We start from the raw sequence: 26,315 nt of genomic DNA, 5'->3' as shown, positions 1-26,315 counted from the left end.
GCCACCGACAGCGGTGACCCCGGTGCCGACGATCGCCGGCCCGGTGCCGTCGTCGCGCACGATCAGCGTGCCGACCGAAGGGTTGGTCGAGGTCCGCCCGGCGTTTTTCCGCGACAGCCTGAGTGCCGCCGCCATGAAGCGGCGATCAAGAACCTCTTGTTCGGCTTGACTGGGCTTTGCCATGCTCAGCCAGCGTCCTCGTCCTTGAGCTCGTCGCCCTTCAGTTCACCCAGCACGTCGTGAAAATCCTTAGCCTCGCGGAAATTGCGATAGACCGAGGCGAAGCGCACATAGGCGACGTCGTCGAGCGACTTCAGCGCCTCCATCACCAGGCGGCCGACTTCGCCCGAGGCGACTTCGGTCTCGCCCGAGCTTTCAAGCTGGCGCACGATGCCGGTCACCGCGCGGTCGATGCGCTCGGGATCGACATTGCGCTTGCGCACGGCGATCTCGACCGAACGCAGCAGCTTGTCGCGGTCGAACGGCACCTTGCGTCCGGACTTCTTCACCACCACGAGGTCGCGCAACTGCACGCGCTCGAAGGTGGTGAAGCGGCCACCGCAATCGGGGCAGACGCGCCGCCTGCGGATCGCCGCGCCATCTTCGGCGGGGCGCGAATCCTTCACCTGCGTATCTTCGGACTGGCAGTAGGGACAGCGCATGGAGAGCCTTGTGTTCGCGATTCTCGTGGAGCGAAAGGCTTAGAGGTTTTTGCAACGATGGCAAAGCATTGGGATGGCAAGTATAGGAAACGGCCTCTCGCGCCTCAGAGATAGCGAGGCGCGAGGAAAATTGCCAGCATCATACCAGACGGCAACACCGGCCGATTACGGCGCGACGTCGACGGTTGGGAATCCACATGACACGCCGAGGCTGCGATAGGCCTTGGTGAAGCCGTCCATCGATACCGTCGCGACCGGTGTGTCGGCGAAGATCACATCGAGTGCGCTGGCGCGGCGCATGGCACGCAGCAGCGCCAGGCTGATCTCGGTCTTGTTGTTCATCATCCATCGTCCGCCGGCAAGGGCATTGACGGTCGCCTTGATGTTGCCGTTGCTGTCGCCGAACACCGCAGGAATGTTCTCGCCAGTCGGTAAGTCCTTGTTCCTCATGGCGATGACAAGGGTTGGATAGCCATCGGGCGGCAGTGCATCACCATTCGAGATGGCGAGCGTGAGGGTGCCGCTGGCACCACTCGCGTCGAGAAAGGCGGTCGAGGCGACACAGGTCTTGCGCAGATCCTCACCGGTATCGATCTCGTCCACAGTGGTGGACCACTTGCCGAAGGTTTCGGTCTTCGGTGCGGCTGGGGTGGGCGCAGACTGTGCCAAAGCAGACAGCGGCAAGGTGGTCAGTGTCGCCAACACGCCAAGCGCGGCAAAGCCAGCGACACGGAAAATCTGCATCATCGTCAAGGCTCCTGTCCGGACTCCGTCCCCACTGAAACAGTGCTCTTCGTCCGGCTGATAAGGGACGACACTTTGCGTGAGCTCAACCGAGATAGGGATAGAGCGGAAAACGATTCGTCAGCGCGGCCACCTTCGCCTTCACCGCTGCCTCGACGGCTGCATTGCCCTCGTCGGAATTCGCGGCCTTGAGCCCGTCCAGCACCTCGGCGATCAGCTTGCCGATCTCGCGGAACTCGGCCTGGCCGAAACCGCGCGTGGTGCCGGCCGGCGTGCCGAGGCGCACGCCCGAGGTGACGAACGGCTTTTCGGGATCGAAAGGGATGCCGTTCTTGTTGCAGGTGATGTTGGCGCGGCCAAGCGCTGCCTCGGCGCGTTTGCCGGTGGCGTTCTTGGGCCTGAGGTCGACGAGCATCAGATGGTTGTCGGTGCCGCCGGAGACGATGTCGAGGCCGGTTTCCTGCAGGCTGGAGGCAAGCGCCTTGGCATTGGCGGCAACGCTCTCGGCGTAGAGCTTAAAGCTTGGCTTCAGCGCTTCGCCGAAGGCCACCGCCTTGGCGGCGATGACATGCATCAGCGGGCCACCCTGCAGGCCCGGAAACACGGCCGAATTCATCTTCTTGGCGATATCCTCGTCGTTGCACAGGATCATGCCGCCACGCGGGCCGCGCAGCGACTTGTGCGTAGTGGTGGTCACCACATGGGCGTAGGGCAGCGGCGACGGATGCACGCCGCCGGCGACCAGACCGGCAATATGCGCCATGTCGACCATTAGATAGGCGCCGATCGAGTCGGCGATCTCGCGAAAGCGCTTCCAGTCCCAGACGCGCGAATAGGCGGTGCCGCCGGCCAGGATGAGCTTCGGCTTGGTCTCGTGCGCGGTCTTCTCGATCGCATCCATGTCGAGCAGATGATCGTCCCTGCGCACGCCGTAGGAAACGACCTTGAACCATTTGCCGCTCATGTTGACCGGCGAACCGTGCGTCAGGTGGCCACCGGAATTGAGGTCGAGCCCCATAAAAGTGTCGCCGGGCTGCAGCAGCGCCAGGAACACCGCCTGGTTCATCTGGCTGCCGGAATTCGGCTGGACGTTGGCGAAGTTACAGCCGAACAGCCTTTTCGCACGCTCGATGGCTAGTTCCTCGGCCACGTCGACGAACTGGCAGCCGCCATAGTAGCGCTTGCCCGGATAGCCCTCGGCGTATTTGTTGGTCATGATCGACCCTTGCGCTTCCAGCACGGCGCGGGAGACAATGTTTTCCGATGCGATCAGCTCGATCTCGTGGCGCTGGCGGCCGAGTTCGTTGCGGATCGCGCCGAAAATCTCCGGGTCGGCATCGGCAAGCGCGGTTTCGAAAAAGGATTCGAATTTGTTCGACACTGCCGCTGCTGTTGCCATTCTTGAGATCCTTGTCGTCCGGGGGGTCTGCCGCGCCATTAACACAGTTGCTTTCGCCCCGCCACGTTTGCGGCGCGAAATTTGCTAGTCGGATTGCGGCAGCCAGGCCAAAGAGCCACCTATTTTCTTGCCTGCCGGCCGTTCAGCAAGGCCTCGGTGAGCGTGATCTCGGTCAGCAGCGCCTGCTTCGTATGGTCGTTGATCTCACGGCTGCGAAACATGGCGAGCACGGCCGCGCGCTCCGCCTCGATGCCGGCGAGTCTCATTTCGAGCTCCAGCCGTCCGGCTTCACCGGCCTCAGCGCGTGCTTCATCGGCCTCGTCGGAGCCGGCGATGCGGCGGCGGTAGCCGGCGACCGAACGGCGCTTTCCGGACCCGGCGCGAAGCGCGCCCTCCAGCCGGATACAAAAAGGCCGCCCTCACCGGCGGCCTTTCAGCAAAAAGATCAGTCGCTTAGAGGGCAGAGGTGATCTGCAGCTCGTTGGCTCCGTCGAGCCCGTAGATGTCGTCGCGGAACTGCACGACGCCGGGCCCCGTCGACCAGGCCGAGATGTAGAGGAAATAGACCGGCACCGGATTGGTGACCTGCACCGGGATGTTCTCGCCGCTCTTGATCGCCGACTCGAAATACTGTCGGTTCCAGCCCGGCGTGTCGCGCAGGATCCAGGTGACGAGGTCGCGCACGTTCTGGACGCGCACGCAGCCCGAGGAATCGAAGCGCATCATCTTGCCGAACAGGCTCTGCTGCGGCGTGTCGTGCATGTAGACGCCGTCCGGGCTCGGGAAATTGATCTTGACCGAGGCCATCGCGTTGCCGGCGCCCGGATCCTGACGGAAGCGGTATTTCTCCGCGTCGTCGGTCGACCAGTCGACGGTCAGCGGATCGACCTCGCTGCCATCCGGTGCGAACAGGCGGATCTTGCTGTCCTTGAGGTAGTTGGGGTCCTTCCGCATCAGCGGAATGATATCCTTGCGCACGATCGATACCGGCGCGTTCCAGTAGGGATTGACGATGATCTCGTTGATCTTGGAATCGACGATCGGCGTCTGGCGGTCGATCTTGCCGACAACGGCGGTGTGGCGCAGCACGACGCGGTCGTTCTCGACCGCCTCGATCTGGGCGCCCGGGATGTCGACCAACACATAACGGTTGCCCAGCGTGCCGGCACGTTCGTTCAGCCGCTGCAGATTGGTCTGCAGCTGGCCAAGCCGGACCTGCGCCGAAACATTCATCGCCGCATAGGTATATTGGCCCAGGGTCCCGTCGGAAGGCAGGCCATGGCGCGCCTGGAAGCGCTTGACCGCCGCATCGACATAGGAATCAAAGGCCTCTGACAGGCCGGCGCTCTGCGCCAGGTCGCCTGAAATCATCAAGCGCCTGCGCAATGGCACCACGTCGGGGTCGACAACGCCGAGCTGCAATTTCTTGGTGTCCGGGACGGGCTCCCAGCCGCCCTGCGCGACAATGTTCTGATACTGCGCTATCGCCTGCTCGGTGTACGCAACGGTCTGCAGGCTGACGATCGGCAGCGTCGAGGCCACCTTGCCGCCCTGGCTGGCGCGGGCGTCGAACTGGTCGTTCCAGTTGCCGCGGCCCGAGGATTTCAGGATATCCGCGATCACGTCCTGCGCGCTGGCGCCACCGGCAAGCATCGTCGCGGCCAACGCGGAGGCTCCGGAAAGGAAGAAACGGCGACTGGTTCTCATGTACGCTCCAGACATTCCTGTAACAATTTCACCGGGCGATGCCGCCCGCACTCTAGGGTTGGCATTGTTAACAATTAGCCAACCATGGCCCCTTCGATTATGAGAACGCGCCGGGCGCGACGCGCGTTCAGGGAGACGCCGGCTTTCGCCGCAACATCACCCGCATCCTCGCTTTCACCGGGAATATGGCGGCAACGTGGCCCTGACCGTGATTCGGATCGGCTGGTTCTCACGAAACAGAAAGACCGGTGCTTTTCGGCACCGGTCCTTGATTCCCCGACCGCGCTTTTATGGCGCGGCTCCCTATCTCGATGCGGCGCCTACATCCGATACGCAATCGTGTCGTTCCAGAAACGGTCCAGCCGCTGCAGGGCACGGTTCATCTGCTTGAATTCTTCCGTGTTGATGCCGCCGACCTGCTCGATCGAGCCGACATGGCGCTCGTAGAGACCGGCGACGACTTCCGCCACCGCACTGCCCTTCGGCGTCAGCGAGACCCGCACCGAACGACGGTCGATGCGCGAGCGCTGGTGGTTGATGAAGCCGAGATCGACCAGCTTCTTCAGATTGTAGGAGACGTTCGAGCCGAGATAATAGCCGCGCGAGCGCAGTTCGCCGGCGGTCAGCTCCGAATTGCCGATGTTGAAGAGCAGCAGCGCCTGGATGGCGTTGATGTCGGAACGGCCGTTGCGGTCGAATTCGTCCTTGATCACGTCAAGCAGACGGCGGTGCAGCCGCTCCACCAGCTGCAGCGATTCCATGTACAGCGAACGGATTGCCTCGCGGCGGTCATCGGATACGTTGGCGGTCTTCGCCGCCGGACGGGAATTGATCATTGTCTTTGCCTCTCGTTTGTCGCCTGGTGATTTTTTGTTTTTCACCTTGATCGCGACACTATCGAATACTCATAAAATTCGACTTAAACGCTAGGGCTAACAAGAGCTTACCGGTAATAGGTTTCGAAAGAGGCTTAACGAAGGGTCACCCGAACAAGGATGATTAACCTAAAGATTTAGCCAATGAATCCGGGCGGAAGCCGATAGAAGTTAGAGCGTCCTTTGCGGGTACGACAGGATGCGGCGCTTTCTTGTTGAGCATCGGTCCGATGCTCTATTGCCGGCTCCGGCGCTTCTGCATCCAGATCACCACGCGAAAGACGATGTAGAGCAGCGCCACCGCCGCATGCGAGGCGAGGATCAGCGGCCGGTGGCCGAAGAGCTCGGGAAAGCCGGCATACATGACGATCTCGGTCGCCGCGCAGATGAACCAGATCACCGGCCCCCAGGAGGCCAGCATCCACAGACCGGCGGCGGCGAAGGGGAAGAAGACGGCGAGCGTCACCGCCGCCACCTGCCAATGCACCGGCATCAGGTCGAAGCGCCACAACGAGCCGGGATAGAAGCCGATCAGCCGGATCCAGTACAAAATCCCGAACAACAGGCAGTAGCCCGATATGACGCGCTGGAACCAGGCGAAGATGACCTCGATCGTCGAGGGCTGGAGCACGACGCGTCTCGACGTGACGTCGCTCACAATTCGAGTTCCCGTTCGCCGAGCGGAGAAAAATAGGCATCGACATCGGTAGCACTGACGTCGTCGATGCCTGCCGGCCGCCATTGCGGCGTCGAGCCCTTGTCGATGATCGCGGCGCGGATGCCTTCGTAGAAATCATGGCCGGCAAGCATGCGGTTGAGGATGCGGAATTCCATCCGCATGCACTCGTCCATCGATAGCGTCAGCCCGGCGTTGATCTCGCGCCAGGCGACATGCAGACTGGTCGGCGAGCGGGTGCGGATCGTCGCCAGCGTCTTCGCCGCGAACGCATCGGCGGGTGCGGCGCGCTCCAGGCTGCCGATGACGTCACCCAGCGACGTTTGCGCGAAATGGCGGGCGATCGCTTCCAGCGGCCGACTGTCAGTCTCGCGACGGGCCGGGATGGAAAAGCCGCGCAGCGCCGATCCCGGGTCGCCGGTCGCAACCAGCCGGTCGAGAAAACCGGCCTGGTCCTGCGCCTTGATCGTATGCGTCGCCAGGCCCGACCACAAAGCGTCGCCATAGCGGATGCGGTTTCCGGTCAGGGCCAGATAGATGCCGAAGCTGCCGCCAAGGTTCGGCAGGAGGTGACTGGCGCCGACATCCGGGAAAAAGCCGATGCCGACTTCCGGCATGGCGAACTGGGCGTTTTCGGTCAGCACCCGATGCGACCCGTGGAACGAGATGCCGACGCCGCCGCCCATGACGATGCCGTCGATCAGGGCGACATAGGGTTTTTTGAACCGCGCGATGCGGGCGTTCAGCCGGTATTCGTCGGCGAAGAAATCGACCGGCGGCTTTCCCGCCCGGCCGGCCTCGTAGATGTGGAGGATGTCGCCGCCGGCCGAAAACGCCCTGCCCTCGGCCTTCACGACGACGACGTCGACGCCGTTTTCCCGCTCCCAGGCGCGCAGCGCCTTGTCGAGCGCCTTGACCATGCGATGGGTGACGGCATTGAGCGCTTGCGGCCGCGTCAGCGTGACAACGCCGGCCCTGCCCAATCGTTCGAAGCGGATCTCGTCGCCGCCGCCAAAATCCATCGCCTAAGAATCCCTCCCCCGCGCCGCCGGGACTGAAGTGCTAAAGCGTCGCGCATGGGTGCGTCAATGCCAAGGTCAATCCTGTTCGGCAACGGTCGGCCGGATTTGGTATACCGATAGCCAGTTAATGCCAGCCTGGCACAATCGTGCCGCATTGGTCAGCGGCGGGAGCTCGTGGTAAAAGCCGCCGATCCGGAGTTTTGGCGATGAACAAAATCACCCCAGCAAAGCCTGCCGGCGCGCGCAGCGTCGACGAGATCACCGGCAGCCGCCGGTTGCGCCGCATGCGCAAGGCCGACTGGTCGCGCCGCCTCGTCCAGGAGAACCGGCTGAGCGTCGACGACCTGATCTGGCCGATCTTCATCGTCGATGGGAAAGATATTCGCGAACCGATTGCCGCCATGCCCGGCGTCTTCCGCCTGTCGCTCGATCTTGCCGTCAAGGAGGCCGAGCGCGCGGCAAAACTCGGCATTCCGGCGATCGCCACCTTCCCCAATGTCGAGCTCGGCCTGCGCGACCAGACCGGCTCGCACATCCTCGATCCGGAAAACGTCATCAACCGCACTACGCGTGCCATCAAGCACGCGGTGCCCGAGATCGGCATCATCACCGATGCGGCGCTCGATCCCTTCACCTCGCACGGCCACGACGGCATCTTGCGTGACGGCATCATCGTCAACGACCAGACCGTGGAGCAGGTCACCGCGGCTGCCGTCATCCAGGCTGCGGCCGGCGCCGATATCATTGCCCCGTCCGACATGATGGACGGCCGCATCGGCGCCATCCGCGATGCGCTCGACGCCAATGGTTTTCAGGATGTGGCGATCATGTCCTACGCAACGAAATTCGCCTCCGCCTTCTACGGACCCTATCGCGAGGCGGTCGGTACTGCCGGCCTGCTCAAGGGCGACAAGAAGACCTACTATCTCGACCACGCCAATTCCGACGAGGCCGTGCGCGAAGCCGAACAGGACCTCGCCGAGGGCGCCGACATGCTGATGGTCAAGCCCGGCCTGCCCTATCTCGACATCATCCGCAGGCTGAAGGACGAATTCCGGATGCCGACCTTCGCCTATCAGGTGTCGGGCGAATATTCGATGATCAAGGCGGCTGCCGCCAATGGCTGGATCGACGGCGACAAGGCGATGCTTGAATCGCTTCTCGCCTTCAAGCGCGCCGGCTGCGACGGTATTCTCACCTATTTCGCGCCCGAAGTGGCGGCGATGCTGAAGGGGTAGCGTCCCCCTTCAGCCGAACATTGGTTCGCGGCGAGCAATAGCCGGCGATCCGCTTCGACGGACAGGATAACAGTTTCCGGCCGGTGAAACGGAGCGAGAGTCGTCTCGCCTTTCGCTCTCGCCTTGCCATGGTCGAAAAATCCGCTTGCAATTCGCAATCAGTCAAGTTACCCACTAGCTGATTGCAAAACGCAACTGGTTATCGAGGAGGCTCTTATGTCCAAACTTCGTGTCAACGCTTTCACCCTGTCGCTCGACGGGTTCGGCGCCGGTCCTGACCAGGATCTCAGCAATCCTCTCGGTGTCGGCGGAGAAGATCTGCACAAATGGATGGTCGGCACCCGCACATTTCGTCAGATGGTTGGCAAGGAGGGCGGCACCATCGATACCGACGAGGCGTTCACCGTGCGCAGCTTCGAAAATGTCGGCGCCTGGATCCTGGGCCGCAACATGTTCGGCCCCATCCGCGGCGAATGGCCGGACGAGAACTGGAAAGGCTGGTGGGGCGACAATCCACCTTACCACGTACCGGTCTTCGTGCTGACCCACCATCCACGCGACCCTATTGTGATGGAAGGCGGCACGACTTTCTATTTCGTCACCGACGGCATCCACTCGGCGCTGGCACATGCGAAGGCGACGGCCGGCGGCAAGGATGTTCGGGTCGGCGGCGGCGTCGCCACCATCCGGCAATATCTGCTGGAAAAGCTGATTGACGAGATGCACCTGGCGGTGTCGCCGCTGCTGCTCGGCAAGGGTGAGAACCTTTTTGCCGGCCTCGACATGCCCGGGCTCGGCTATCAGTGCACCAAACAGGTTGCCACGCCGCTTGCCACGCACGTCATCATCGAGCGCGCATAGCGGCGCTTCTGCAACGTTGGTGATTGGCGAAACCCTCGGTGCAGGCCCCTTTTTCCCCGTTACTATACGGGGAGAAATGCCCGGCAGGGCAATGAGGGGCGGCGCAAACGATCGAAAATTACGCTGCCGGACAATGCCACCGAAGGCAATATGACGTCAGAATAAGTGATCCACACAGTGATTTTGGCGGGTTCAATTGCCGAGGTCGGCGCCGCCCCTCATCCGCCTGCCGGCACCTTCTCCCCGTATAGTGACGGGGAGAAGGGAACCTGCCTCAATACTTCTCCGGCACGTAGAGCTCGCGCGGCAGCACCTGGCGCTCGTATTCGGGATTAAAGACGCGGTCGGGCAGCGTGATCTCTTCGTGCGGCACTTCTTCATAAGGCATCTGCTTGAGGAGATGATCGATGCAGTTCAGCCGCGCCCGCTTCTTGTCGTTGCCTTCGACGATGAACCAGGGGGCTTCGGGAATGTTGGTGCGGGCGAACGTCTCTTCCTTGGCCTTGGTGTACTGCTCCCAGCGCACGCGCGACTGCAGGTCCATCGGCGACAGCTTCCACTGCTTCATCGGATCATGGATGCGCATCTGGAAACGCATCTGCTGCTCCTCGTCGGTGATGGAGAACCAGTATTTGACCAGCGTGATGCCGGAGCGGACGAGCATGCGCTCGAACTCCGGCACGTCGCGAAAAAACTCCTCGACCTGATCCGGTTCGGCAAATCCCATCACCCTTTCGACGCCGGAGCGGTTGTACCAGGAGCGGTCGAACAGCACGATCTCGCCGCCTGCCGGCAGATGCGGGACGTAGCGCTGAAAATACCATTGCGACTTCTCGCGTTCGGTCGGCGCCGGAAGCGCTACGACGCGGCAGATGCGCGGATTGAGCCGCTGGGTGATGCGCTTGATGACGCCGCCCTTGCCGGCCGAATCGCGGCCCTCGAAAACCACCACCAGCTTCTTCTTGTGATATGCCACCCAGGACTGCAGCTTGATCAATTCGGATTGCAGCGTGATCAGGTCGCGAAAATATTGCTGGCGATCCATCGAGGGCGGATGCGCTTTCTTGGAGATCTTGGCGATCTCCAGCGACAGAGCCGGTTCCGACATTTCCAGCTCGTAGTCTTCGTCGAGCGTGTCGGCGAGCTCCGCCTCCAGCCAGTCCTTGGCAGGAGAATTCTGTTTTGCTTCGGTCATTTCTGCTGCTCCGCGTGCACGCCCGTGTCGGCGTCCGGCCTGCCGGCCAAGATCGAACACCTTGAGCCGACTTGCATACAGGCCGGCAATGACGGTTTTATTGCAGCCGGCCTGTGTGCCGGTCGCGCAAATCCGTGAGATGTGATCGATCAGCCTCCGTGGTATGCACGACAAGCGGCTCGAATTGTCCTACAAATGCCAGGCTCCCCTCGGGCGGCCTTCGAAGCAGCCCTTCTCAACGCAATTGCGAGGATCTGACATGGAATACCGCACTCTCGGCCGTTCCGGGCTGAAGGTTTCGACTCTGACCATGGGCACCATGACCTTTGGCGGCGCCGGCGCATTTTCGGCGGTCGGCAAGACCGATCTCGACGAGGCGCGCCGGATGATCGACCTCTGCATCGATTCCGGCATCAATCTCATCGACACCGCCAATGTCTATTCGAACGGGCTTTCGGAAGAGATCATCGGCGAAGCGCTCGGCGGCAAACGCAAGGGCGATGTGCTGATCGCCTCCAAGGCGCGCATGCGGATCGGCACGGGCCCCAACGACGAAGGCCTGTCGCGCTACCATCTGATCCGCGAGTGCGAGAAGAGCCTGAAGCGCCTCAGGACCGACGTCATCGACATCTATTTCCTGCACGAATGGGACGGCACGACGCCGCTCGAGGAGACCATCGCCGCGCTCGACACGCTCGTCAGCCAGGGTAAGGTCCGCTATGTCGGCTGTTCCAACTATTCCGGCTGGCAAGTGATGAAGGCGCTGGGGATCAGCGACCGCCAGCACCAGCCGCGCTTCGTCACCCAGCAGATCCACTACACGCTGGAAGCACGCGAAGCCGAATATGAACTGCTGCCGATCTCGGTCGACCAGGGGCTTGGGGTGTTGGTGTGGAGCCCGCTCGCCGGTGGACTGCTGTCCGGCAAATACCACCGCGACCAGGCCACCTCCCGCCAGCTCAGCGGCTGGACGGAACCGCCGATCCGTGATGAGGACCGGCTGTGGCGGATCGTCGATGTGCTTGCCTATATCGGCAAGAACCATGGCGTCTCGGCAGCGCAGGTGGCGCTTGCCTGGCTGCTCGGCCGGCCGGCCGTCAGCTCGCTGGTGATCGGTGGACGGACCGAAGCGCAGTTCAAGGACAATATCGCCGCTGCAAGCCTGGTGCTGACCAGCGATGAGCGCGCACGCCTGGACGCTGTGACCCGCCCGCCCGTCCTGTATCCCTACTGGCACCAGCAGTTCACGGCAAAGGACCGGTTTGGTCCGGACGATCTGGTTCTTGACCGGGAAGATATCTGACAACGGTCCGGATCTGGTCGAAGGTCGCCGCGGGTTAGCCTGAGATAAAACGCCAGACCTCGGGATCAGACTCGATCTGGCCGCTGAGCATGAAGTACTTGTAGAGCACGAGCAAGCAGATCGCCTGCTCGGCCCGTTCGTCGGCGAACTTGCGGCAATAGGCGTTGGCGGCGGCAACGATGCGCTCGGCCTCAGTCGGATGACGTTCGAGATATTGCACCCGCTCGGCAAGATCCGTGAAATCAGGTTCGAGCGGCACATAGTGAACATCGGCCACGAGTTCGCTTTCGGCGAACCATGTCTCATATGTCGGCGGCGGCATCAGGCACAGCGAATTCGAACTCATGATCCATTTTAGGTTGGTCGCCACATCGTTGCCTTCGAGCGAAATGATATAGCGACAGCGCCGCTGCTGATCGATGCTCAGATAAGGTTTGCGATATTCCGGCGCTGCCGTCGGTTTGGGCGTGCCGACATCGCAAAAGGGCAGATCGCGCGCGGCCTCCAGAAGCAAGGTCCTTATCGGGTTGTTGAGCTCGCCGCGCCACACCGCAACCGGAAGCTTGTCCGCGAAGGCAACATCGTCGGCGGGCATGTGGAAGTGGCGAACTTGTTGAGCTTGAACAGGACCCCGTTCCTGTTGTCGGCGGCGATCGGCCGATCCTTGACGATCGACGGCATCGCAGGCACTTCGATGACGTCGCCGAATTCGAGGTCAATGCGCAAATCGGGATCGAAGTAGCGGGCAAATTCCTTCAGATCGTAGTAATACATGCTCCGGCCTCTCGGCAGCCGGCTGACCGGCACGGCGCTGGCGCTCGGCGCGAAAGGGTCCTGCAACCTATTGTAATAATTGAGGCGCGCGCGGACCGATCCATCCGAAAGCCTGGCCTGATCGAGCAGCCAGGCGAGCCTGCGGCGGAACATCGCCTGCGGTGCAATATCGCGTACGGCATTGCGCGCATAGTAGAATAGCTTCTGTGCGTTTCTTTGAAGGGTGGCCATCGGTCACTTGATAAAAAGTCGGCTTGTGATTTGCCCCCGGCCCCTCCTACACCATTGTGCCAGCTATCTTGCAAGCCACAGAACCGTGTTCAGCTAGCCTGCCGGCTGTGTATGGAGCCGATCGCTCTTTGCGGTGTTGTGTTTGGAGCCCAATGCTCCTAGGCAGGGCTAAGAACCTTGGAATTGCGAAAGGAAGAGATATGGCGCGAGCACCGAATTACGGCCAGGAACGCAAGGAACGCGACCGGCAGAAAGCCGCCAAGAAGGCGGAAAAGCAGGCGGCCAAGGTGGCAGCCAAGGAACGTTCGAAACCGGAAGACGAGACCACGTCCGAGACCGAAACGGAGACGGCAGAGTAAAACGCATCCGGCCCGCGAGGCGGCTGGCGTCTTCAAGCCTGCGCCTTGTCGCTGACGAACACGTTCACCTCGCGCGCGGCGGCGATGAATGCGCGCCTTGCGTTCATCGCCGGTTTGTCGCCGGCCAGCGCATCATGGCAGGCCTGCAGCGCTTCGCGATGCTTTGGACTGCGCTTGCCGGGCCAGTTGTTGAGGAGGTAGTCGGAAGCCTCGCGGACCGTACGCAAGAGCTGAGTGGTTCCCTCCGCGCCCGATTTGACGGTCACAGGTGTTTCAAATCGGTTGTTTTCCATCGCCGCTCTTACGCCATCGGCGCTCGCGAAGCGAGGGCGAAAGTATGCTTCACGTTCGCGCACCGGCTACTCATGAGGTCGACGGTCTGGATTTGGGCCGCCGTTTGGCCCAGCAAGGCGATGCTGCGACGGCGGGTAGCTGCCCTGCATCTTGTTGGTCTCTGAAATGGCAGAGACTGCCACCCGTCGGTCTTCGGCCTCGGCGGCATCCGAAATGCGCTTCAGCGGCCGTCCACTCGGCTTTCTCGGATACTCTGCCGACGATCTCTTTGACCCGTTTGCCGGTGTTGACATTTGTTGACAGCCGAGATGCAGCAGTCCTGTCGCCCTTGTAGCCAGCTTCGATATAGGCTTCGGTTGCTGTCTTGCCCTTTGCCAGCTCCTAGGCGAAGCTCTCATGACGGGCGTTGGGGAGGACGGGCATGGCAGTAATTAATCTCGCTTCCGAACAGCGATACTACGAGACAATGAGCGGGAATGACGCGTTCACCGTAATTATCCGCGGTGTCGCGTACCTCGACTTCGAGCTCGATAAGCTGCTCGCGCTTTGCATGAAGGAGCCGGGAGAGCTAAAGGCGATGAACCTAGACTTCGCAAAGCGCTGCGCGCTGGCCATCGCTCTCGGATTGGACAGAGAGATCAAGCCCGCGTTGACCGCAGTCGGCAATTTGCGGAATAAGCTCGCTCACCAGCCGGAGCGACATCTAACCCCTGAAGATGCGGAGAACCTTCATAGTGCCCTATCGCCACGAGAGCGGCAGAAAATTCCGGCTTTCCTCGACAAGATGGCGAGGTCACCAAAGGTGAAGTTCCACGAACTGAGCGCAATGGACAAGTATGTCATCATGCTGGTCTTGTTGCGTTCCATAGTTGTGGCTGCTCAACGCAACATTGAAAATGCTCACAATGGTCGATGATGGCTCAGGGCCGGCTGGACCGCCCGCTTCCCACCCTTGCCTAAGGCAACAATTTTCTGAGGATTTTATATGGACGATGGCACCAATGCCTTGCTCGGCTACATAATCGCTTGGCTACCGATGGCGATCTATCTCGCCGTCTACGCCTATTTCACCCTCAGGCTCGTGAATGCGATTTCACGCAGTTCCGCCGCCATTGAAAGCGTCGCGCAAAGGCTTGAGCAAATCCGTCCCAAGGATTGAAGCGTCCTTCACACCGCACTCGCGTTAGCCTCGACCGTCTGCCGGGCTGATTTCAGCGCCGTCCTTGACGGCCGCGCATTGCCGACGACGTCATGCCTGTGTCGGCGAGATCAGGCCGCGACGACGGCAAATCCCCTCGCACGCAGGCCGCGCCGGTCGTTGTGCAGCGACGTCACCAGCCGGTCGCGGCTGCCGACGATATGGGCCGAAAGCCGGTGTGCCGCCTCGTCTGCGTCGCCGGCCCGCACTGCTGCCAGAATGGCATGATGTTCGGCCCAGGCACGGCCGAGTGCCGCCTCGTCGCGCACCTCCAGCCAACGGGCGCGTGACAGGCGCGTCATGGCATCGCGAACCGCCCTAAGCAGGAACTCGTTGCCGGACAGGCGTGCCAGCTCGATGTGAAAATCCATGCCGACGCGATGCCATTCCTCGCGCGGGGTGCCGGCGTCGCAGGAGTCCAGCATCGCCTCGATGACGTCGACGGCGCTCCTGTCCTCCAAGGTACAAGTCAGCTTGACCGCTGCGACCTCGACCGCGTCGCGGTAGACGGCGATCTGCTCGAGCTCGGTGAGGTTGATCGGCGACACCGTCCAGCCCCGCCCGTCGCGGCAGACCAGACCTTCCGTCTCGAGCCGCAGCAATGCTGCCCTGACCGGTGTACGCGAGGCCCCGAAGCGGCTTTCGATCCAGCGCTCCGTCAGCCGCTCGCCCGGGCCGATCTCGAGGCCGAGGATCATTCCGCGAAGCTGTTTTTCGACATTCTGCATCTGCGACATGGTGTTCCGTTCTGGCTATTTATTCTGGCTATCTGATCGCGTTCAGGGTTTGGCGATCACCTTTGAGAGCGCCGCATTGACAGCCGTCGAGCTTGCGTCCATGACGGATACCAACTTGGTATCCCAAAACGGTATCTGAAGCAAGCCGCCGACAGACTTGCCGGACAGGACAGGACATGCCGCAAGACGCCACCCCCGCCACGCAAGGCGCCCACAACATCCACTGGCGCCGCAATCTCGCCGTGTGCTTTGCCGGCTCGTTCAGCACGCTGGTCGCGATGACGCTGCTGTTGCCCTTCCTGCCGCTTTACGTCGAGCAGTTGGGTGCCGAGGGGCACGCGGCGATCGTGCAGTGGTCCGGCATCGCCTATGGCGCGACGTTCTTCGCCGCCGCGCTGGTGGCGCCGCTGTGGGGACGGCTGGGCGACCGCTACGGCCGCAAGCTGATGCTGGTGCGTGCCAGTTTCGGCATGGCCGTCTGCATGTCGCTGACCGGTATGGTGGAGACGGTCTGGCAATTGGTGCTGCTGCGCCTGCTGATCGGTTTCGCCGGCGGCTATTCCTCGGGTTCGACCATTCTCGTCGCCATGCAGACGCCGATGGACCGGTCAGGCTGGGCGCTTGGCGTGCTGTCGGCCGGCATCACCGCAGGCGCCCTCGTCGGCCCCCTGCTTGGCGGCGCGCTGCCGCCCTTGATCGGCATCCGCGCAACCTTCCTGCTCGCCGGCGGCGTCATTTTCCTGGCGTTCCTGGCAACGACTTTACTCATCGAGGAGAACCCTCGCCCGGTGGTGGACAAATCAGCATCGACTGAGAAGCCGAAACGCGGTTGGTCGCAAATCTCGGACAAGCGCCCGGTCGTCGCCATGCTGGCGACCGGCACGCTGTTGAGCTTCGCCACCGTGTCGATCGAGCCGATCATCACGGTCTACGTCCAGCAGCTCATCGATGACCAAAGCCTGCTAACACTGACCTCCGGCGTCGTCATGTCGGCGGCAGCACTTGGCGCCATCCTGTCGGCCTCGCGACTCGGCAAGCTCGCGGACCGCGTCGGTCACTGGAACGTCATCATTGGGGCGCTTGCCGTCTCGGCGCTGCTGCTGATCCCGCAGGCCTTCGTCACGCAGGGCTGGCAGCTCGTTGGACTGCGTTTCCTGATGGGGTTGGCGCTTGGCGGCCTCTTGCCCTGCATCACCAGCGTCATCCGCCACAATGTTCCGGACGGCGTCGGCGGGAATGTGCTCGGCTTGTCGATCTCGGCGCAGTATGTCGGACAGGTCGCCGGGCCGCTGCTCGGCGGCTTCGTCGGCGGTCATTTCGGCATGCGCGCAGTATTTCTCGGCACATCTGTGCTGATGGCAGGCGGAGCGGCGTATAACTGGCTGGCCCAGTCACGCCGCGCACGCGACATGCTGGTGCAGGCAGGCAAATCCTGACACCGTTTGCGGGCTATCACTGCTTCACGGAGACCAGAGACATGAGCACGGCCGAGCAACCAGCAAGCGGCAGCGGCCGCATCCTCGTTTTCACCGGCGGCCTGTGCGGCGCGGCCGGCGTGACGCTCTCCGCGGCGGCGGCACATCTGGGCGGCGCTTTCGTCGGTACGGTCGCGTCCTTCCTGCTCATGCATGCGCCGGTCTTTCTTGCCGTCGGCCTCGTCGGCGCAAACCGGATCCTGCGAAGCGCAAGTCTTATTCTTCTCGTCGGGCTTGTGTTATTCTGCGGCGATCTCCTCGCCCGGGACTTCCTCGGCTCGCGGCTTTTCCCGATGTCGGCGCCGATCGGCGGCACCCTGCTCATCGCCGGTTGGCTGGCGGTTGCAGCCTCGGCGCTGGCGCGCCCGCGCTCCTGAGGCGGCGTTCCCCGCACCAATCGGGGAGTCCGACCCTAGCCCTCCCCACCTCAAAGTGCGGCGCTTGCTGGCAAAACGGGCGGGTTCAGCCAAACCACGGTCAGTCAGACGATGGCCAATCTTGCCGGCGTTCGGGCCGGACCGGCAGGTCGCGATTGCGCGCCGCCGGCTTGGTCAGGCGGCGCCGCTCCGGCCTATCGATGGCCGGCGAGATGCCCCAATAGTTGCGATAGATGTCTTCGAACAAATGATTGATCGGATGCATGGCTTAATTTCCTTTTTTCAAACTTGAATCGATCCAATCGACAGGCCCGAAAATCCCGTGCCGATCAGCTCCGCTTGCGCTCCACGAGAAAACGAAGATCGCGGATCCACGGGCCGGCACTGCCGCGACGTTTCCGGGTCACCGCGTTGGAGGTAATGCTCCAGTCATTGCGATAGATGTCTTCGAACAGATAATTGACGGGGTGCATGGCTCTCTCCTTCGATCCGAACGACAGTTGGCGGCAAACTTGGATCGATTCAAAAATACACCCAAACGCAACAATGTCAAGCAAATTTGAATCGATCCAACAAAGGTGCTAGATATTGGATAGGGAGTCCGGAGGCAGAAAATGGCGTCATCCACCGAAAGCAATACACGACCCATCCGGCTGGCTGATATCGCCAAGGCCGCGGGGGTTTCGCACGGCACTGCCTCCAACGTGTTCAGCCGTCCCGAGATCGTACGCGAGGAAGTCCGCGAGCGCGTCAAGGCGGCGGCCGAGGCGATGGGCTATGCAGGTCCCGATCCGAAGGGCCGGCTGCTGCGTGCCGGAAAGGTCAACGCGATCGGCGTCGCCACGACCGAGCCGCTGTCCTATTTCTTCGACGATCCCTTTGCCCGCGCGATGATGGCCGGGATTTCCGAGGCATGTGACGCCACCGGCGCCGGCATCGCGCTGGTATCGGCCGGCAATCAGGAGAAGCTTGCCTGGAACATCCAGAGCGCGCTGGTCGACGGCTTCATCCTGTTCTGCATCGAGGGCGGCTCACGCTTGGTCGAACTGACGCGCGAACGCAAACTCCCCTTTGTTGCGCTTGAGCTCGGCTTCGACGACGACACTGTTTCGGCAATCGGCGTCGACAATGTCGCCGGCGCCCGCCTGGCGGCGCACCATCTAGCCGAGCTTGGCCATCGACGCTTCGCCATTCTGTCGCTGCCTTTCGCCGACGGCAGCACCGGCCTTGTCTCGCCGGAGAAGGTCCGGACGGCCCTCTACACCGGCACGCGCGATCGCCTCATCGGCTATTTCGAGGCGTTTTCCCGGTTCGGGGTCGATACCGCCGGGATACCGGTATACGAGACCGAAAACGACGAAGCCAGCACACGGGCCGGCCTCGAAACGATCTTCGCCTCGGCAGCGCCGCCGACCGCCATCCTGGCGATGTCGGACCGGATAGCCATGGTCGCGATCGATTGGTTGGCGGCGCGTGGCATTGCGGTTCCCGGCGACGTCTCCGTCGTCGGCTTCGACGGCGTGCCTGACGCCGCCCTTTGCGAACCTGCGCTCACCACGATCGCCCAGCCGATTGCCGAGATCGGCCGCCGGGCGGCGCGAACGATCCTCGATTTCGACGGCACGGTGCGGCGCGAGACGCTCGGCGTCGAGCTTGTCGTCAGGGCCTCTTCCGGGCCGCCGCCCAAAACAGCCTGAGCCCGAACGTCTACCGGTTGGTAGTCGCCATCGCACCCACACCGAAGGACGAGTGGACAGGCGGCACCTCGCTGCGGACCGGCTTGCTCATGCCGGACCGCCCAATACCCGACAGCCATTCGAGATAATAGGCGAGCACGAACTGCATGGCGATGCCGGCGGCGATCAGCAAGCTGTCAAAGGCAAACCCGCCCGGGTTGAGCAGCTTCATCACCTGCGCCGCCATGGCCATGACCGTGCCGGCGATGAAAACCGGCAGCGATCGTTTGCCCAATATGGCTAGCGGATGGTCGCGGCCGGTGCGGAACAGGTTCGAGACAGCAGGAAACGCCACGATCAGATAGGTCACCGCCAGGATGTGCAGCAGCCTCGGCAGCGACAGGAATGTCTTGTCGAAGCCGGTCAGCACCACCGGCAGGTCCAGCCACGACACGTGCCCCCAAAGCGGGCTGTGCACCCAGACCAACGCCGCCGCGACATAGGCCGCCGACGCGCTGACCAGCCAGCGATTGACTGGAATGGTGCCGCCGCGCCTGATATGCAGCATGCTCGCCAGGCCGATGTTGAAGAGGAATTGCCACGACAGCGGATTGAGGAACCAGAAGCCGGGCTCAGGATAATTGGGCGGGGCGATCTGGTAGATCCCGCCAACCAGCCATAGGGCTCCGGATAGGGCGAGCGCCGCCAAAGGCCTGTGGCTGATGAACAGCAGGAAGGTTGGCGTCATCAGCAGCAGCACCGCATAGACCGGCAGGATGTTGTTGTAGCCGAGCTGATGGCCAAGCGTGACGATGCCGATCAGCGCTTGCTGCGGGTTCCTGATCAATGGCTCGATGTTGATCAGCGTCAGCATGTCCGGCCGCTTCGCGAACACCGCCGCCGCGCAGAAGATGGCCAGCACCACCATCGTCGTGACAATGTGGGCGACATAGAGCACACCGGCGCGACGCCACAATTTCAGTGTCGCCACGAGCCGGTTTCCGGACTGGAATTTTGAGCCGTAGGCGAGCGCGACTGACATGCCGGAGATCAGCACGAAGGCCTCGGCGGCATCCGAAAAACCAAGATTCTTATAGGTCAGGGTTTCGAAAAGCGTGCCCGGGACGTGGTCGACAAATATGATCAGCAGAGCGAGAGCGCGGAACACATCGATACGCGTATCGCGTTCCGAATTTGGCATGGTCATCGATAAAAGGCCTCAAAGCTGGTTGTTCATGCCGACGATCGATGCGACCGCCCGACGCACCGCTTCGATTCCTCCCGCAGGAGCATATCGCGAACAAACGGACTGAAATGCGCCCGGTTCAATCAACTTTGAAGGAGCCCGAAAATATTCCGTTTTGAAGCCGGCAAATGAACAAAAACGACGCGAAATCAAAAGGATGCAACTATGGCCGAAAAACCTCCGGAAGACGGCTTTTTGCGGCGCGACCTGCCGTTTTTCTATCGCCTCTACAGACCAGCAGAACCAACCGGCGAATGCCTTTTTCTGCTGCATGGATCTGGTGTCGACGAGACCACTCTGGTCGCGTTGGGGCAGCAAATCGCGCCGCACGCTGTGTTGGTGGCGGTGCGTGGCCGTATCGCCCAGGAGGACGGTTTCCGCTGGTTCAGACGGATCTCGCCCATACGCTTCGAACAGGGTAGCATCCGCAAAGAGGCGGACGCTTTCGCGGCCTTCATCACCGAGGTGGCGAAACGCCACGACCTCGTCCTCTCCCGGGGAATTTTTCTCGGCTATTCGAACGGCGCCAACCTGGTTTCAAGCGTGATGCTGCTGCATCCGCAGCTCATCGCCCGAGCAGCATTGCTGCGGCCCATGCCCGTGCTGGACGAGGTGCCGCCGGCGGATCTCCGCAAGGCACGGGTGGCAATCATATCCGGCGCCGCCGACCTCACCTACGGGCCCTTCGCACTCGCGCTGGTCGGACTGCTCGGCCGGCATGGTGCCGAGGTCGAGGCCCACACGATCGCCTCCGGCCATGAAATCGGCGATCGGGATGCTGAAATCGTCAGGCAATGGCTGGCCGGCCCCGCAACCACTATTGCGCAGGCAAATTGATGAGCCGAGATCTTACCCTCGCCCCATCCGGTTCCAGGCATCCAGCCCGGCGATCTTGTAGGCTTCGGCCAGCGTCGGATAGTTGAAGGTGTTGTTGACGAAGAAATCGACGGTGCCACCGAGATTGATCACCGCCTGGCCGATATGGATCAGTTCAGTCGCGCCCTCGCCGACGATATGCGCGCCGAGCAACCGGCGCGTTTCGATCGAAAACAGAAGCTTCAGGAAGCCGGTGTTGACGCCCATGATATGGCCCCGCGAGGTTTCGCGGAAGCGCGCCACGCCGACCTCATACGCGCCGCCGCTCTCGCGCACCTGCTCCTCGGACTGGCCGACGGTCGAGATTTCCGGCACGGCGTAGATGCCGTAGGGAAACGTTTCCGGCGGCGGTGGCAAGGGCACGCCGAAGGCGTGGCAGGCGGCCACCCTGCCCTGTTCCATCGAGGTCGAGGCGAGGCTCGGAAAGCCAATGACATCACCGGCGGCATAAATGTTCGGCGCGCTGGTCCGGAAGGTCTGCGGATCGACCTTGATGCGACCCCGGGAGTCGGCCTCGATGCCGACCACGTCCAGGCCGAGCGCGCCGACATTGCCGTTGCGCCCCGCGGCATAGAGCACCATCTCCGAGCGTATGGTGCGGCCGTCGGCAAGCGTCACCTCGGCGTAATCGGGTTTCGAGGCGATCTCCATGATCGCACTGCCGAGCCGGATCGTCATGCCGCGGTCACGCATCTGATGGATGAAATCGTCGACGATCTCGCGGTCGACGAAATCGAGGATGGTGTTGCGCGGCTCGACCAGCGTCACCGGCACGTCGAGCGCCGAAAAGATCGTCGCGTACTCGACGCCGATGACGCCGGCGCCGATCACCGTCAATGTCCGCGGCAAGCGCTCGAGCTCCAGCATCTCGTCGCTGTCGAAGATACGGATCTTGTCGAAAGGCACGTCGCGCGGCCGGTGCGGGCGGGTACCGACCGCGATCAGCGCATGCGCAAAACCGACTTCGCTGTAGTCGCCGGTTTCCGTCGTCAGGCTCGCTCTGTTGGGACCGAGAAACTTGACTGCGGCGCGCGCGCTCTTGACCGTGTTGCGCATGAACTGGTGTTGCAGCACCTCGACCTCGTGATCGAGCGTCTTGTGCAGGCGTTCGATCAGATCGCCGACCGAAATGTCCTGCTTGACCCGGTAGCCGCGCCCGTAGAAGCCGCGCTCGCGCCAGCCGGAGAGATTGAGCACGGTTTCCCGCAGCGTCTTCGACGGGATGGTGCCGGTATGCACGGAAACACCGCCAAGACGCCGGCCCCTGTCGACCACCAGCACGGATTTGCCGAGCTTGGCCGACTGCACCGCGGCGCGGCGCCCGGAAGGGCCGCTGCCGATGACCAGCATGTCGTAATCCATGTCGCCCTGCCCCTCGCCTGCACTTTGTTGCACTGCAGCAAGCTAACGCCATCGGCGCTGCAAATTCAACCGATTCGGGCTGTACCCGGTGCCCGTTTCCACCGCATGCGGCGGAAACGCCCGATCTTGATTCCGTCGCAAGACTTCACCATTTCAAAACCAGGCGGCCCGCACCTATCCCGGGCCTGATTGCGAGGAAATCACATGAACGCGCGCGTTCTCGACGGCGAAATCATCACCTCCCGGCTCGATGATATCAGGGCCTATGACGGCGTGCGCACGCGGCGTGTCCTCGCCTTCGTCATCGACTATTGCATCGTCGCGCTGCTCACCATTCCGTTCGCGATCCTGGTATTCTTCCTCGGGATTCTGACGCTCGGCCTCGGCTGGATGCTGTTTTCCGTCCTGGTGCCGGCCGTCGCCATCCTCTACATCTGGAATACGCTCGGCAGCGCCGACCAGGCCACGACAGGCATGAAGATGATGGGAATCCGGCTCGACCGTCTGGACGGCACCCGCATCGACGGGCTGACGGCGGTGGTGCATTCGGTGCTGTTCTGGGCCGGCAACGTCATCCTGACGCCGCTGGTCCTTCTGGTCTCGCTGTTTGCCGACCGCAAACGCACGTTGCACGACCTGCTGCTGGGCACAGTGGTCAGCCGCAGTGACCGCTAAGATCAGCTTTTCATCAGTCCCGCGAGCTTTTATGTGCAAAGTGACGGCTTCCGCTCCCCCACGCCTTCACAATCCTGTTGAATTTTTCGCCGTCCGCGCCAAAGGTATGATTCGCAGGAGTGTTTCCAAGGTTCGATGACGCACCATCCTACCCAGTCGCCGCAGTTCTTCCTGACCGCGCCGTCGCCGTGCCCGTATCTTGAGGGCCAGTTCGAGCGCAAGGTGTTCACGCATCTGGTCGGCGACAAGGCATCGGAGATGAACGACCTATTGACGCAAGGCGGCTTCCGGCGATCGCAGAACATCGCCTACCGGCCGGCCTGCGAGACCTGCCGCGCCTGCGTTTCGGTACGCATCCTGGCCCAGGAATTCACTGCCAGCCGCAACATGAAGCGGGTGATACAGCACAATTCAGACCTCATCGGCGCCATGCACGACGCGCAACCATCCACCGAGCAGTATTCGCTGTTCCGCAGCTATCTCGATGCCCGCCATCGCCGCGGCGGCATGTCCGACATGACGGTGCTCGACTACGCCATGATGGTCGAGGACACCCATGTTGATACCAAGGTCATCGAATACCGGCGCCGCGGCCCCGACAGCTTCATCACCGGCAAGGGCCAGGGCGAGCTGATCGCGGTGGCGCTCACCGACAAGATGGCCGACGGCCTGTCGATGGTCTATTCCTATTTCAATCCGGACTTCGAGGACCGCTCGCTCGGCACCTTCATGATCCTCGACCACATCGCCCGCGCCAGGGCGATGGGCTTGCCCCATGTCTATCTCGGCTACTGGGTCAACGGCTCGCGCAAGATGAACTATAAGATGCGCTTCATGCCGCAGGAGCATCTCGGCCCGAAAGGCTGGGAACGCTACGACCACGAAGCGGTTTCGCGCTGATCCGCCCTTTCGCCAACCATCCTTAAATCTGTTTCAAGGGGGATGCCGCTGGTTTTCGGCCGCTTGGCTGGAACGACAGACGCTGGGCCAATTTTGCGCCTGCCTCCACATCATTGCGAGAATTGCCATGTCGTCCCACAACGATCACCAGAAGGGCCTTCTCATCACCGCCATCGGCGGGCTGACGCTGACCATCGACATTCCACTGATCCGGCTCGCCGACGGCGGCGCGTGGACGATCCTCCTGCTGCGCACCGGCACCACCTTGGTCGCGGCGCTGATCATCTGGGCTGTCTGGCGCTCGCTGAGCAGGAACGCGCCGCAGCTCATCCCCGGCTGGTCGGGGCTCGTTGTCGCGATATGCTATGGGCTGACCTCGGTCACCTTCGTCGCCAGCATCTATTACACCACGACCGCCAATCTGGTCTTCATCCTGGCCTTCAACACCGTGTTCGCGGCACTGCTGTCCTGGCTGTTCCTGAAGGAGCGGCCACGACTGGTCACGGTGGCCGCGATGCTGGTCATGATTGTCGGCGTCGCGATCATCGTCGGCGATTCGATCGGCACCGGGCACCTGTTCGGCGATCTCATGGCGCTGTGCTCGGCTTTCTTCATCGCGCTGGCCATCACCATCTCGCGTGCCAGCGGCAAGGACATGGGGTTCACATCGCTGATCGGCGTGATCCTGCCCCTGGCCGTCGCAGTGTTCATGGTCTCAGGCGAAGGCCTTCAGGTGAACGCGCCGTGGTGGATCATCTTCAACGGCGCCGTGATCATGCCGATCTCGTTCTTCTGCCTCGCCAACGGGCCGAAATATATTTCGGGACCGGAAGTGGCGATGTTCTATCTACTCGAAACTGTGCTGGCGCCGGTCTGGATGTGGATGATCTTTGCCGAGACGCCGTCGCGCAACAGCCTGATCGGCGGCGCGATCCTGATCGTCACGCTGGTCGCCCATTCGCTATGGCAACTGCATGAGGGGCGCAAGCGCCGCGCAAGCCTTGCGGTCAGTCACCCGGCCTGAGACTTCTTCTCGGCAACGATTTCGATTTGCGGCGGCGACCCTTCCAGCTCCGCTGGTGCTGCGGCGGCAAGTTCGTCGGCCAATTCCACCTCGCGCAGCCATTCGCGCCAGATCGCGACCAGCAATGCCATCAGCACCGGGCCGATGAACAGGCCGAGAAAGCCCATCGTCTTGACGCCGCCGATCAGGCCGAAAAAGGTCGGCAGGAACGGCAGCTTTATCGGGCCGCCGACCAGTTTCGGACGCAGTGTCTTGTCGACGATGAACAGTTCGACGCTCCCCCAGATGAACAGCGCGAACCCGGCCATCGGCGAGCCGCTGGCGGCGAGATAGATCGAAACAAGCGTGAAGGACAGCGGTGCGCCGCCGGGGATCAGCGCCATGATGCCGGTCAGGGCGCCGAGCGTCACCGGCGACGGCACGCCGGCCAGCCAGTAGGCCACGCCCAGCACCACCCCCTCGCCGATGGCGATAATGGTCATGCCGGTCACCGTCGAGGAAATCGTCGCCGGCACGACGCGTGAAATCCGCTCCCACCTGGTCGGCAGGATGCGTTCGCCGAGACGGTCGACCTGCCCGGCAAAATGCTCGCCGTCACGATAGGCAAAGAACAGCGCGATCATCATGAACAGCAGCGCCAGCAGAAGACCGAAGGCGCTGCCGCCGGCGGCCAGCACGCCGCGGTAGATGCTGCCGATGTTGGCGCCGCTGATCAGCTGGATCAGTTCGCCAATGCCGCCGGGATGGCCGAGATTGCGCGTCCACTGCTCGTTCAGCCAGTCGCCCACCACAGGCATCGTGGCGATCCAGTGCGGCGTCACCGCGCCTTCGCGGTTGGTTTCGATCGCCCAGCCGACCCATTCGCGGACTTCGTTGCTGGCGTAGGCGCCGGCGAGCGCGATCGGCACCACCAGGAAAGTGAGGATGAACAGGATCGCCAATGTCGCGGCGATCGTGCGGTTGCCGCCGACAGCAGCAAGCAGCCGCCGATAGAGCGGCCAGCTGGCAAAGGCGATGACGAGGGCAGCCAGCACCGGGACCAGGAAACCATGAAAGAAATAGACCCCAGCGGCAACGATCAGCACCAGGAGCCAGCGCGCCGCCGACAGCGGCGGAATGACGGCGGATCTGACCGGCGTCGACAGGCCGAACAAGCGCTGCTGCCCTTCCGGTTTCTTAATCCTGGCTTCTTTCAAATGCCCATTTCTCCCAAAGGCGTGTGTCCCCGCCTTATGTAGCGATGCTTATGTACCATGATAGTGCAGCAATCGTGACGACATTCCAAATGTTTGCATGGAGGCGCTAATCTCCCCCCTTGAGGGTGAGATGTCGCCGAAGGCGACAGAGGGGTCGGGACGTTCAGGCGCGACCTCTTATTGCGAACAGGGGAGGCTGGCGCCTTACGCGCGGCGACCCCTCTGGCCTACCG

30 protein-coding genes and 2 pseudogenes are annotated in these 26,315 nt (G+C 62.3%); 13 read left to right on the top strand and 19 right to left on the bottom strand.

Going from position 1 to position 26,315, the window contains the following annotated elements; genetic code table 11:
• From EOA78_RS06755 to EOA78_RS06715, 9 genes and pseudogenes are all read right to left on the bottom strand, one after another.
• Window positions 1–183 (bottom strand): annotated as a pseudogene (locus EOA78_RS06755) (riboflavin biosynthesis protein RibD); the annotation flags it as partial.
• Between the two features lie 2 nt (window positions 184–185).
• Window positions 186–662 (bottom strand): transcriptional regulator NrdR, encoded by a 477-nt coding sequence (nrdR, locus tag EOA78_RS06750; RefSeq protein ID WP_127314444.1) that lies wholly within the window; start codon window positions 660–662, stop codon window positions 186–188.
• A gap of 165 nt (window positions 663–827) precedes the next feature.
• Entirely contained in the window at window positions 828–1,409 is a 582-nt protein-coding gene (locus EOA78_RS06745) for a hypothetical protein (protein ID WP_127314443.1), read from the bottom strand.
• 82 nt (window positions 1,410–1,491) lie between these two features.
• Window positions 1,492–2,805, bottom strand: coding sequence for a serine hydroxymethyltransferase (glyA, locus tag EOA78_RS06740; protein ID WP_127314442.1), 1,314 nt, complete (start codon window positions 2,803–2,805; stop codon window positions 1,492–1,494).
• A 119-nt stretch (window positions 2,806–2,924) separates the two neighbouring features.
• Window positions 2,925–3,161 (bottom strand): annotated as a pseudogene (locus tag EOA78_RS37905) (Na+/H+ antiporter); the annotation flags it as partial.
• A gap of 97 nt (window positions 3,162–3,258) precedes the next feature.
• Window positions 3,259–4,512: a L,D-transpeptidase family protein gene (locus EOA78_RS06730; RefSeq protein ID WP_065008046.1), complete on the bottom strand. Its 1,254-nt coding sequence runs from the start codon at window positions 4,510–4,512 to the stop codon at window positions 3,259–3,261.
• Between the two features lie 320 nt (window positions 4,513–4,832).
• Complete coding sequence (locus EOA78_RS06725) at window positions 4,833–5,348, bottom strand: winged helix DNA-binding protein (RefSeq protein WP_127314441.1); 516 nt, start codon at window positions 5,346–5,348, stop codon at window positions 4,833–4,835.
• Between the two features lie 274 nt (window positions 5,349–5,622).
• The gene (locus EOA78_RS06720) at window positions 5,623–6,045 is read right to left on the bottom strand and encodes a DUF6163 family protein (protein ID WP_127314440.1); all 423 of its coding nucleotides are present in this window, start codon (window positions 6,043–6,045) and stop codon (window positions 5,623–5,625) included.
• Complete coding sequence (locus EOA78_RS06715) at window positions 6,042–7,085, bottom strand: enoyl-CoA hydratase/isomerase family protein (RefSeq protein WP_127314439.1); 1,044 nt, start codon at window positions 7,083–7,085, stop codon at window positions 6,042–6,044. Before EOA78_RS06715 ends, EOA78_RS06720 begins: the two co-directional genes overlap by 4 nt.
• Before the next feature lie 206 nt (window positions 7,086–7,291).
• On the opposite strand from EOA78_RS06715, the gene hemB reads away from it, so the two are divergent.
• Together hemB and EOA78_RS06705 are read left to right on the top strand one after the other, a co-directional pair.
• The gene (gene hemB / locus EOA78_RS06710; RefSeq protein ID WP_127314438.1) at window positions 7,292–8,323 is read left to right on the top strand and encodes a porphobilinogen synthase; all 1,032 of its coding nucleotides are present in this window, start codon (window positions 7,292–7,294) and stop codon (window positions 8,321–8,323) included.
• Between the two features lie 216 nt (window positions 8,324–8,539).
• Window positions 8,540–9,184: a dihydrofolate reductase family protein gene (locus EOA78_RS06705; RefSeq protein WP_127314437.1), complete on the top strand. Its 645-nt coding sequence runs from the start codon at window positions 8,540–8,542 to the stop codon at window positions 9,182–9,184.
• A gap of 274 nt (window positions 9,185–9,458) precedes the next feature.
• On the opposite strand, the gene ppk2 is transcribed toward EOA78_RS06705, so the two are convergent.
• The gene (ppk2, locus tag EOA78_RS06700; protein ID WP_127314436.1) at window positions 9,459–10,379 is read right to left on the bottom strand and encodes a polyphosphate kinase 2; all 921 of its coding nucleotides are present in this window, start codon (window positions 10,377–10,379) and stop codon (window positions 9,459–9,461) included.
• 259 nt (window positions 10,380–10,638) lie between these two features.
• Between ppk2 and EOA78_RS06695 the strand changes: the two genes are divergently transcribed.
• Window positions 10,639–11,682 carry an aldo/keto reductase gene (locus EOA78_RS06695; protein ID WP_127314435.1) on the top strand — a complete coding sequence of 348 codons (1,044 nt, stop codon included), beginning with the start codon at window positions 10,639–10,641 and terminating at the stop codon, window positions 11,680–11,682.
• 34 nt (window positions 11,683–11,716) lie between these two features.
• Here the strand turns inward: EOA78_RS06695 and EOA78_RS37900 are convergent, their stop codons facing one another.
• Together EOA78_RS37900 and EOA78_RS37895 are read right to left on the bottom strand one after the other, a co-directional pair.
• Window positions 11,717–12,277 (bottom strand): glycosyl transferase family 90, encoded by a 561-nt coding sequence (locus tag EOA78_RS37900; protein ID WP_348628465.1) that lies wholly within the window; start codon window positions 12,275–12,277, stop codon window positions 11,717–11,719.
• Window positions 12,202–12,687 carry a hypothetical protein gene (locus tag EOA78_RS37895; protein ID WP_348628464.1) on the bottom strand — a complete coding sequence of 162 codons (486 nt, stop codon included), beginning with the start codon at window positions 12,685–12,687 and terminating at the stop codon, window positions 12,202–12,204. The genes EOA78_RS37900 and EOA78_RS37895 overlap by 76 nt, the downstream gene beginning before the upstream one ends.
• A 200-nt stretch (window positions 12,688–12,887) precedes the next feature.
• Here EOA78_RS37895 and EOA78_RS06685 point away from each other — a divergent pair, with 200 nt between their 5' ends.
• A complete protein-coding gene (locus tag EOA78_RS06685) occupies window positions 12,888–13,046 on the top strand; it encodes a hypothetical protein (protein ID WP_023798419.1) in 159 nt (52 codons plus the stop codon).
• A gap of 32 nt (window positions 13,047–13,078) precedes the next feature.
• Here EOA78_RS06685 and EOA78_RS06680 read toward each other — a convergent pair whose 3' ends face one another.
• Window positions 13,079–13,339, bottom strand: a complete 261-nt coding sequence (locus EOA78_RS06680; RefSeq protein WP_127314447.1) for a DUF982 domain-containing protein — start codon at window positions 13,337–13,339, stop codon at window positions 13,079–13,081.
• A gap of 422 nt (window positions 13,340–13,761) precedes the next feature.
• On the opposite strand from EOA78_RS06680, the gene EOA78_RS06675 reads away from it, so the two are divergent.
• Together EOA78_RS06675 and EOA78_RS35875 are read left to right on the top strand one after the other, a co-directional pair.
• The gene (locus EOA78_RS06675; protein ID WP_127314434.1) at window positions 13,762–14,256 is read left to right on the top strand and encodes a hypothetical protein; all 495 of its coding nucleotides are present in this window, start codon (window positions 13,762–13,764) and stop codon (window positions 14,254–14,256) included.
• A gap of 69 nt (window positions 14,257–14,325) precedes the next feature.
• Complete coding sequence (locus EOA78_RS35875; RefSeq protein ID WP_164783661.1) at window positions 14,326–14,499, top strand: hypothetical protein; 174 nt, start codon at window positions 14,326–14,328, stop codon at window positions 14,497–14,499.
• A 110-nt stretch (window positions 14,500–14,609) separates the two neighbouring features.
• On the opposite strand, the gene EOA78_RS06670 is transcribed toward EOA78_RS35875, so the two are convergent.
• Window positions 14,610–15,275: a GntR family transcriptional regulator gene (locus tag EOA78_RS06670; RefSeq protein WP_127314433.1), complete on the bottom strand. Its 666-nt coding sequence runs from the start codon at window positions 15,273–15,275 to the stop codon at window positions 14,610–14,612.
• A 176-nt stretch (window positions 15,276–15,451) separates the two neighbouring features.
• On the opposite strand from EOA78_RS06670, the gene EOA78_RS06665 reads away from it, so the two are divergent.
• Together EOA78_RS06665 and EOA78_RS06660 are read left to right on the top strand one after the other, a co-directional pair.
• Window positions 15,452–16,711 carry a multidrug efflux MFS transporter gene (locus EOA78_RS06665; RefSeq protein ID WP_127314432.1) on the top strand — a complete coding sequence of 420 codons (1,260 nt, stop codon included), beginning with the start codon at window positions 15,452–15,454 and terminating at the stop codon, window positions 16,709–16,711.
• 41 nt (window positions 16,712–16,752) lie between these two features.
• Window positions 16,753–17,127 carry a DUF423 domain-containing protein gene (locus tag EOA78_RS06660; RefSeq protein ID WP_127314431.1) on the top strand — a complete coding sequence of 125 codons (375 nt, stop codon included), beginning with the start codon at window positions 16,753–16,755 and terminating at the stop codon, window positions 17,125–17,127.
• 100 nt (window positions 17,128–17,227) lie between these two features.
• Here EOA78_RS06660 and EOA78_RS35870 read toward each other — a convergent pair whose 3' ends face one another.
• The gene (locus EOA78_RS35870) at window positions 17,228–17,392 is read right to left on the bottom strand and encodes a hypothetical protein (protein ID WP_164783660.1); all 165 of its coding nucleotides are present in this window, start codon (window positions 17,390–17,392) and stop codon (window positions 17,228–17,230) included.
• A gap of 64 nt (window positions 17,393–17,456) precedes the next feature.
• On the bottom strand, window positions 17,457–17,600 hold the full coding sequence (locus EOA78_RS06655) for a hypothetical protein (protein ID WP_127314430.1): 144 nt from the start codon (window positions 17,598–17,600) through the stop codon (window positions 17,457–17,459).
• A gap of 141 nt (window positions 17,601–17,741) precedes the next feature.
• Here EOA78_RS06655 and EOA78_RS06650 point away from each other — a divergent pair, with 141 nt between their 5' ends.
• Window positions 17,742–18,824, top strand: a complete 1,083-nt coding sequence (locus tag EOA78_RS06650) for a LacI family DNA-binding transcriptional regulator (RefSeq protein ID WP_127314429.1) — start codon at window positions 17,742–17,744, stop codon at window positions 18,822–18,824.
• A 10-nt stretch (window positions 18,825–18,834) separates the two neighbouring features.
• On the opposite strand, the gene opgC is transcribed toward EOA78_RS06650, so the two are convergent.
• Complete coding sequence (gene opgC / locus EOA78_RS06645; RefSeq protein WP_127314428.1) at window positions 18,835–20,010, bottom strand: OpgC domain-containing protein; 1,176 nt, start codon at window positions 20,008–20,010, stop codon at window positions 18,835–18,837.
• A gap of 204 nt (window positions 20,011–20,214) precedes the next feature.
• Between opgC and EOA78_RS06640 the strand changes: the two genes are divergently transcribed.
• On the top strand, window positions 20,215–20,886 hold the full coding sequence (locus EOA78_RS06640; RefSeq protein WP_127314427.1) for an alpha/beta hydrolase: 672 nt from the start codon (window positions 20,215–20,217) through the stop codon (window positions 20,884–20,886).
• A 12-nt stretch (window positions 20,887–20,898) separates the two neighbouring features.
• Here the strand turns inward: EOA78_RS06640 and sthA are convergent, their stop codons facing one another.
• Window positions 20,899–22,287 carry a Si-specific NAD(P)(+) transhydrogenase gene (gene sthA, locus EOA78_RS06635; protein ID WP_127314426.1) on the bottom strand — a complete coding sequence of 463 codons (1,389 nt, stop codon included), beginning with the start codon at window positions 22,285–22,287 and terminating at the stop codon, window positions 20,899–20,901.
• A 204-nt stretch (window positions 22,288–22,491) separates the two neighbouring features.
• On the opposite strand from sthA, the gene EOA78_RS06630 reads away from it, so the two are divergent.
• From EOA78_RS06630 to EOA78_RS06620, 3 genes are all read left to right on the top strand, one after another.
• Window positions 22,492–22,962 carry an RDD family protein gene (locus EOA78_RS06630; RefSeq protein WP_029353972.1) on the top strand — a complete coding sequence of 157 codons (471 nt, stop codon included), beginning with the start codon at window positions 22,492–22,494 and terminating at the stop codon, window positions 22,960–22,962.
• Between the two features lie 135 nt (window positions 22,963–23,097).
• Window positions 23,098–23,862: an arginyltransferase gene (locus EOA78_RS06625; RefSeq protein ID WP_127314425.1), complete on the top strand. Its 765-nt coding sequence runs from the start codon at window positions 23,098–23,100 to the stop codon at window positions 23,860–23,862.
• Window positions 23,863–23,989: 127 nt separating this feature from the next.
• Window positions 23,990–24,886 (top strand): DMT family transporter, encoded by an 897-nt coding sequence (locus EOA78_RS06620; RefSeq protein ID WP_127314424.1) that lies wholly within the window; start codon window positions 23,990–23,992, stop codon window positions 24,884–24,886.
• On the opposite strand, the gene EOA78_RS06615 is transcribed toward EOA78_RS06620, so the two are convergent.
• On the bottom strand, window positions 24,874–26,082 hold the full coding sequence (locus tag EOA78_RS06615; protein WP_127314423.1) for an AI-2E family transporter: 1,209 nt from the start codon (window positions 26,080–26,082) through the stop codon (window positions 24,874–24,876). The genes EOA78_RS06620 and EOA78_RS06615 overlap by 13 nt on opposite strands.
• Between the last annotated feature and the right edge of the window lie 233 nt (window positions 26,083–26,315).

The sequence above is a fragment of the Mesorhizobium sp. M5C.F.Cr.IN.023.01.1.1 genome (assembly GCF_003997585.1).
In the GTDB taxonomy this organism is placed as follows: Bacteria; Pseudomonadota; Alphaproteobacteria; order Rhizobiales; family Rhizobiaceae; genus Mesorhizobium; species Mesorhizobium wenxiniae.
Note: the sequence above shows the minus strand (reverse complement) of the source record. Positions and strands in the feature narration are given on the sequence as shown.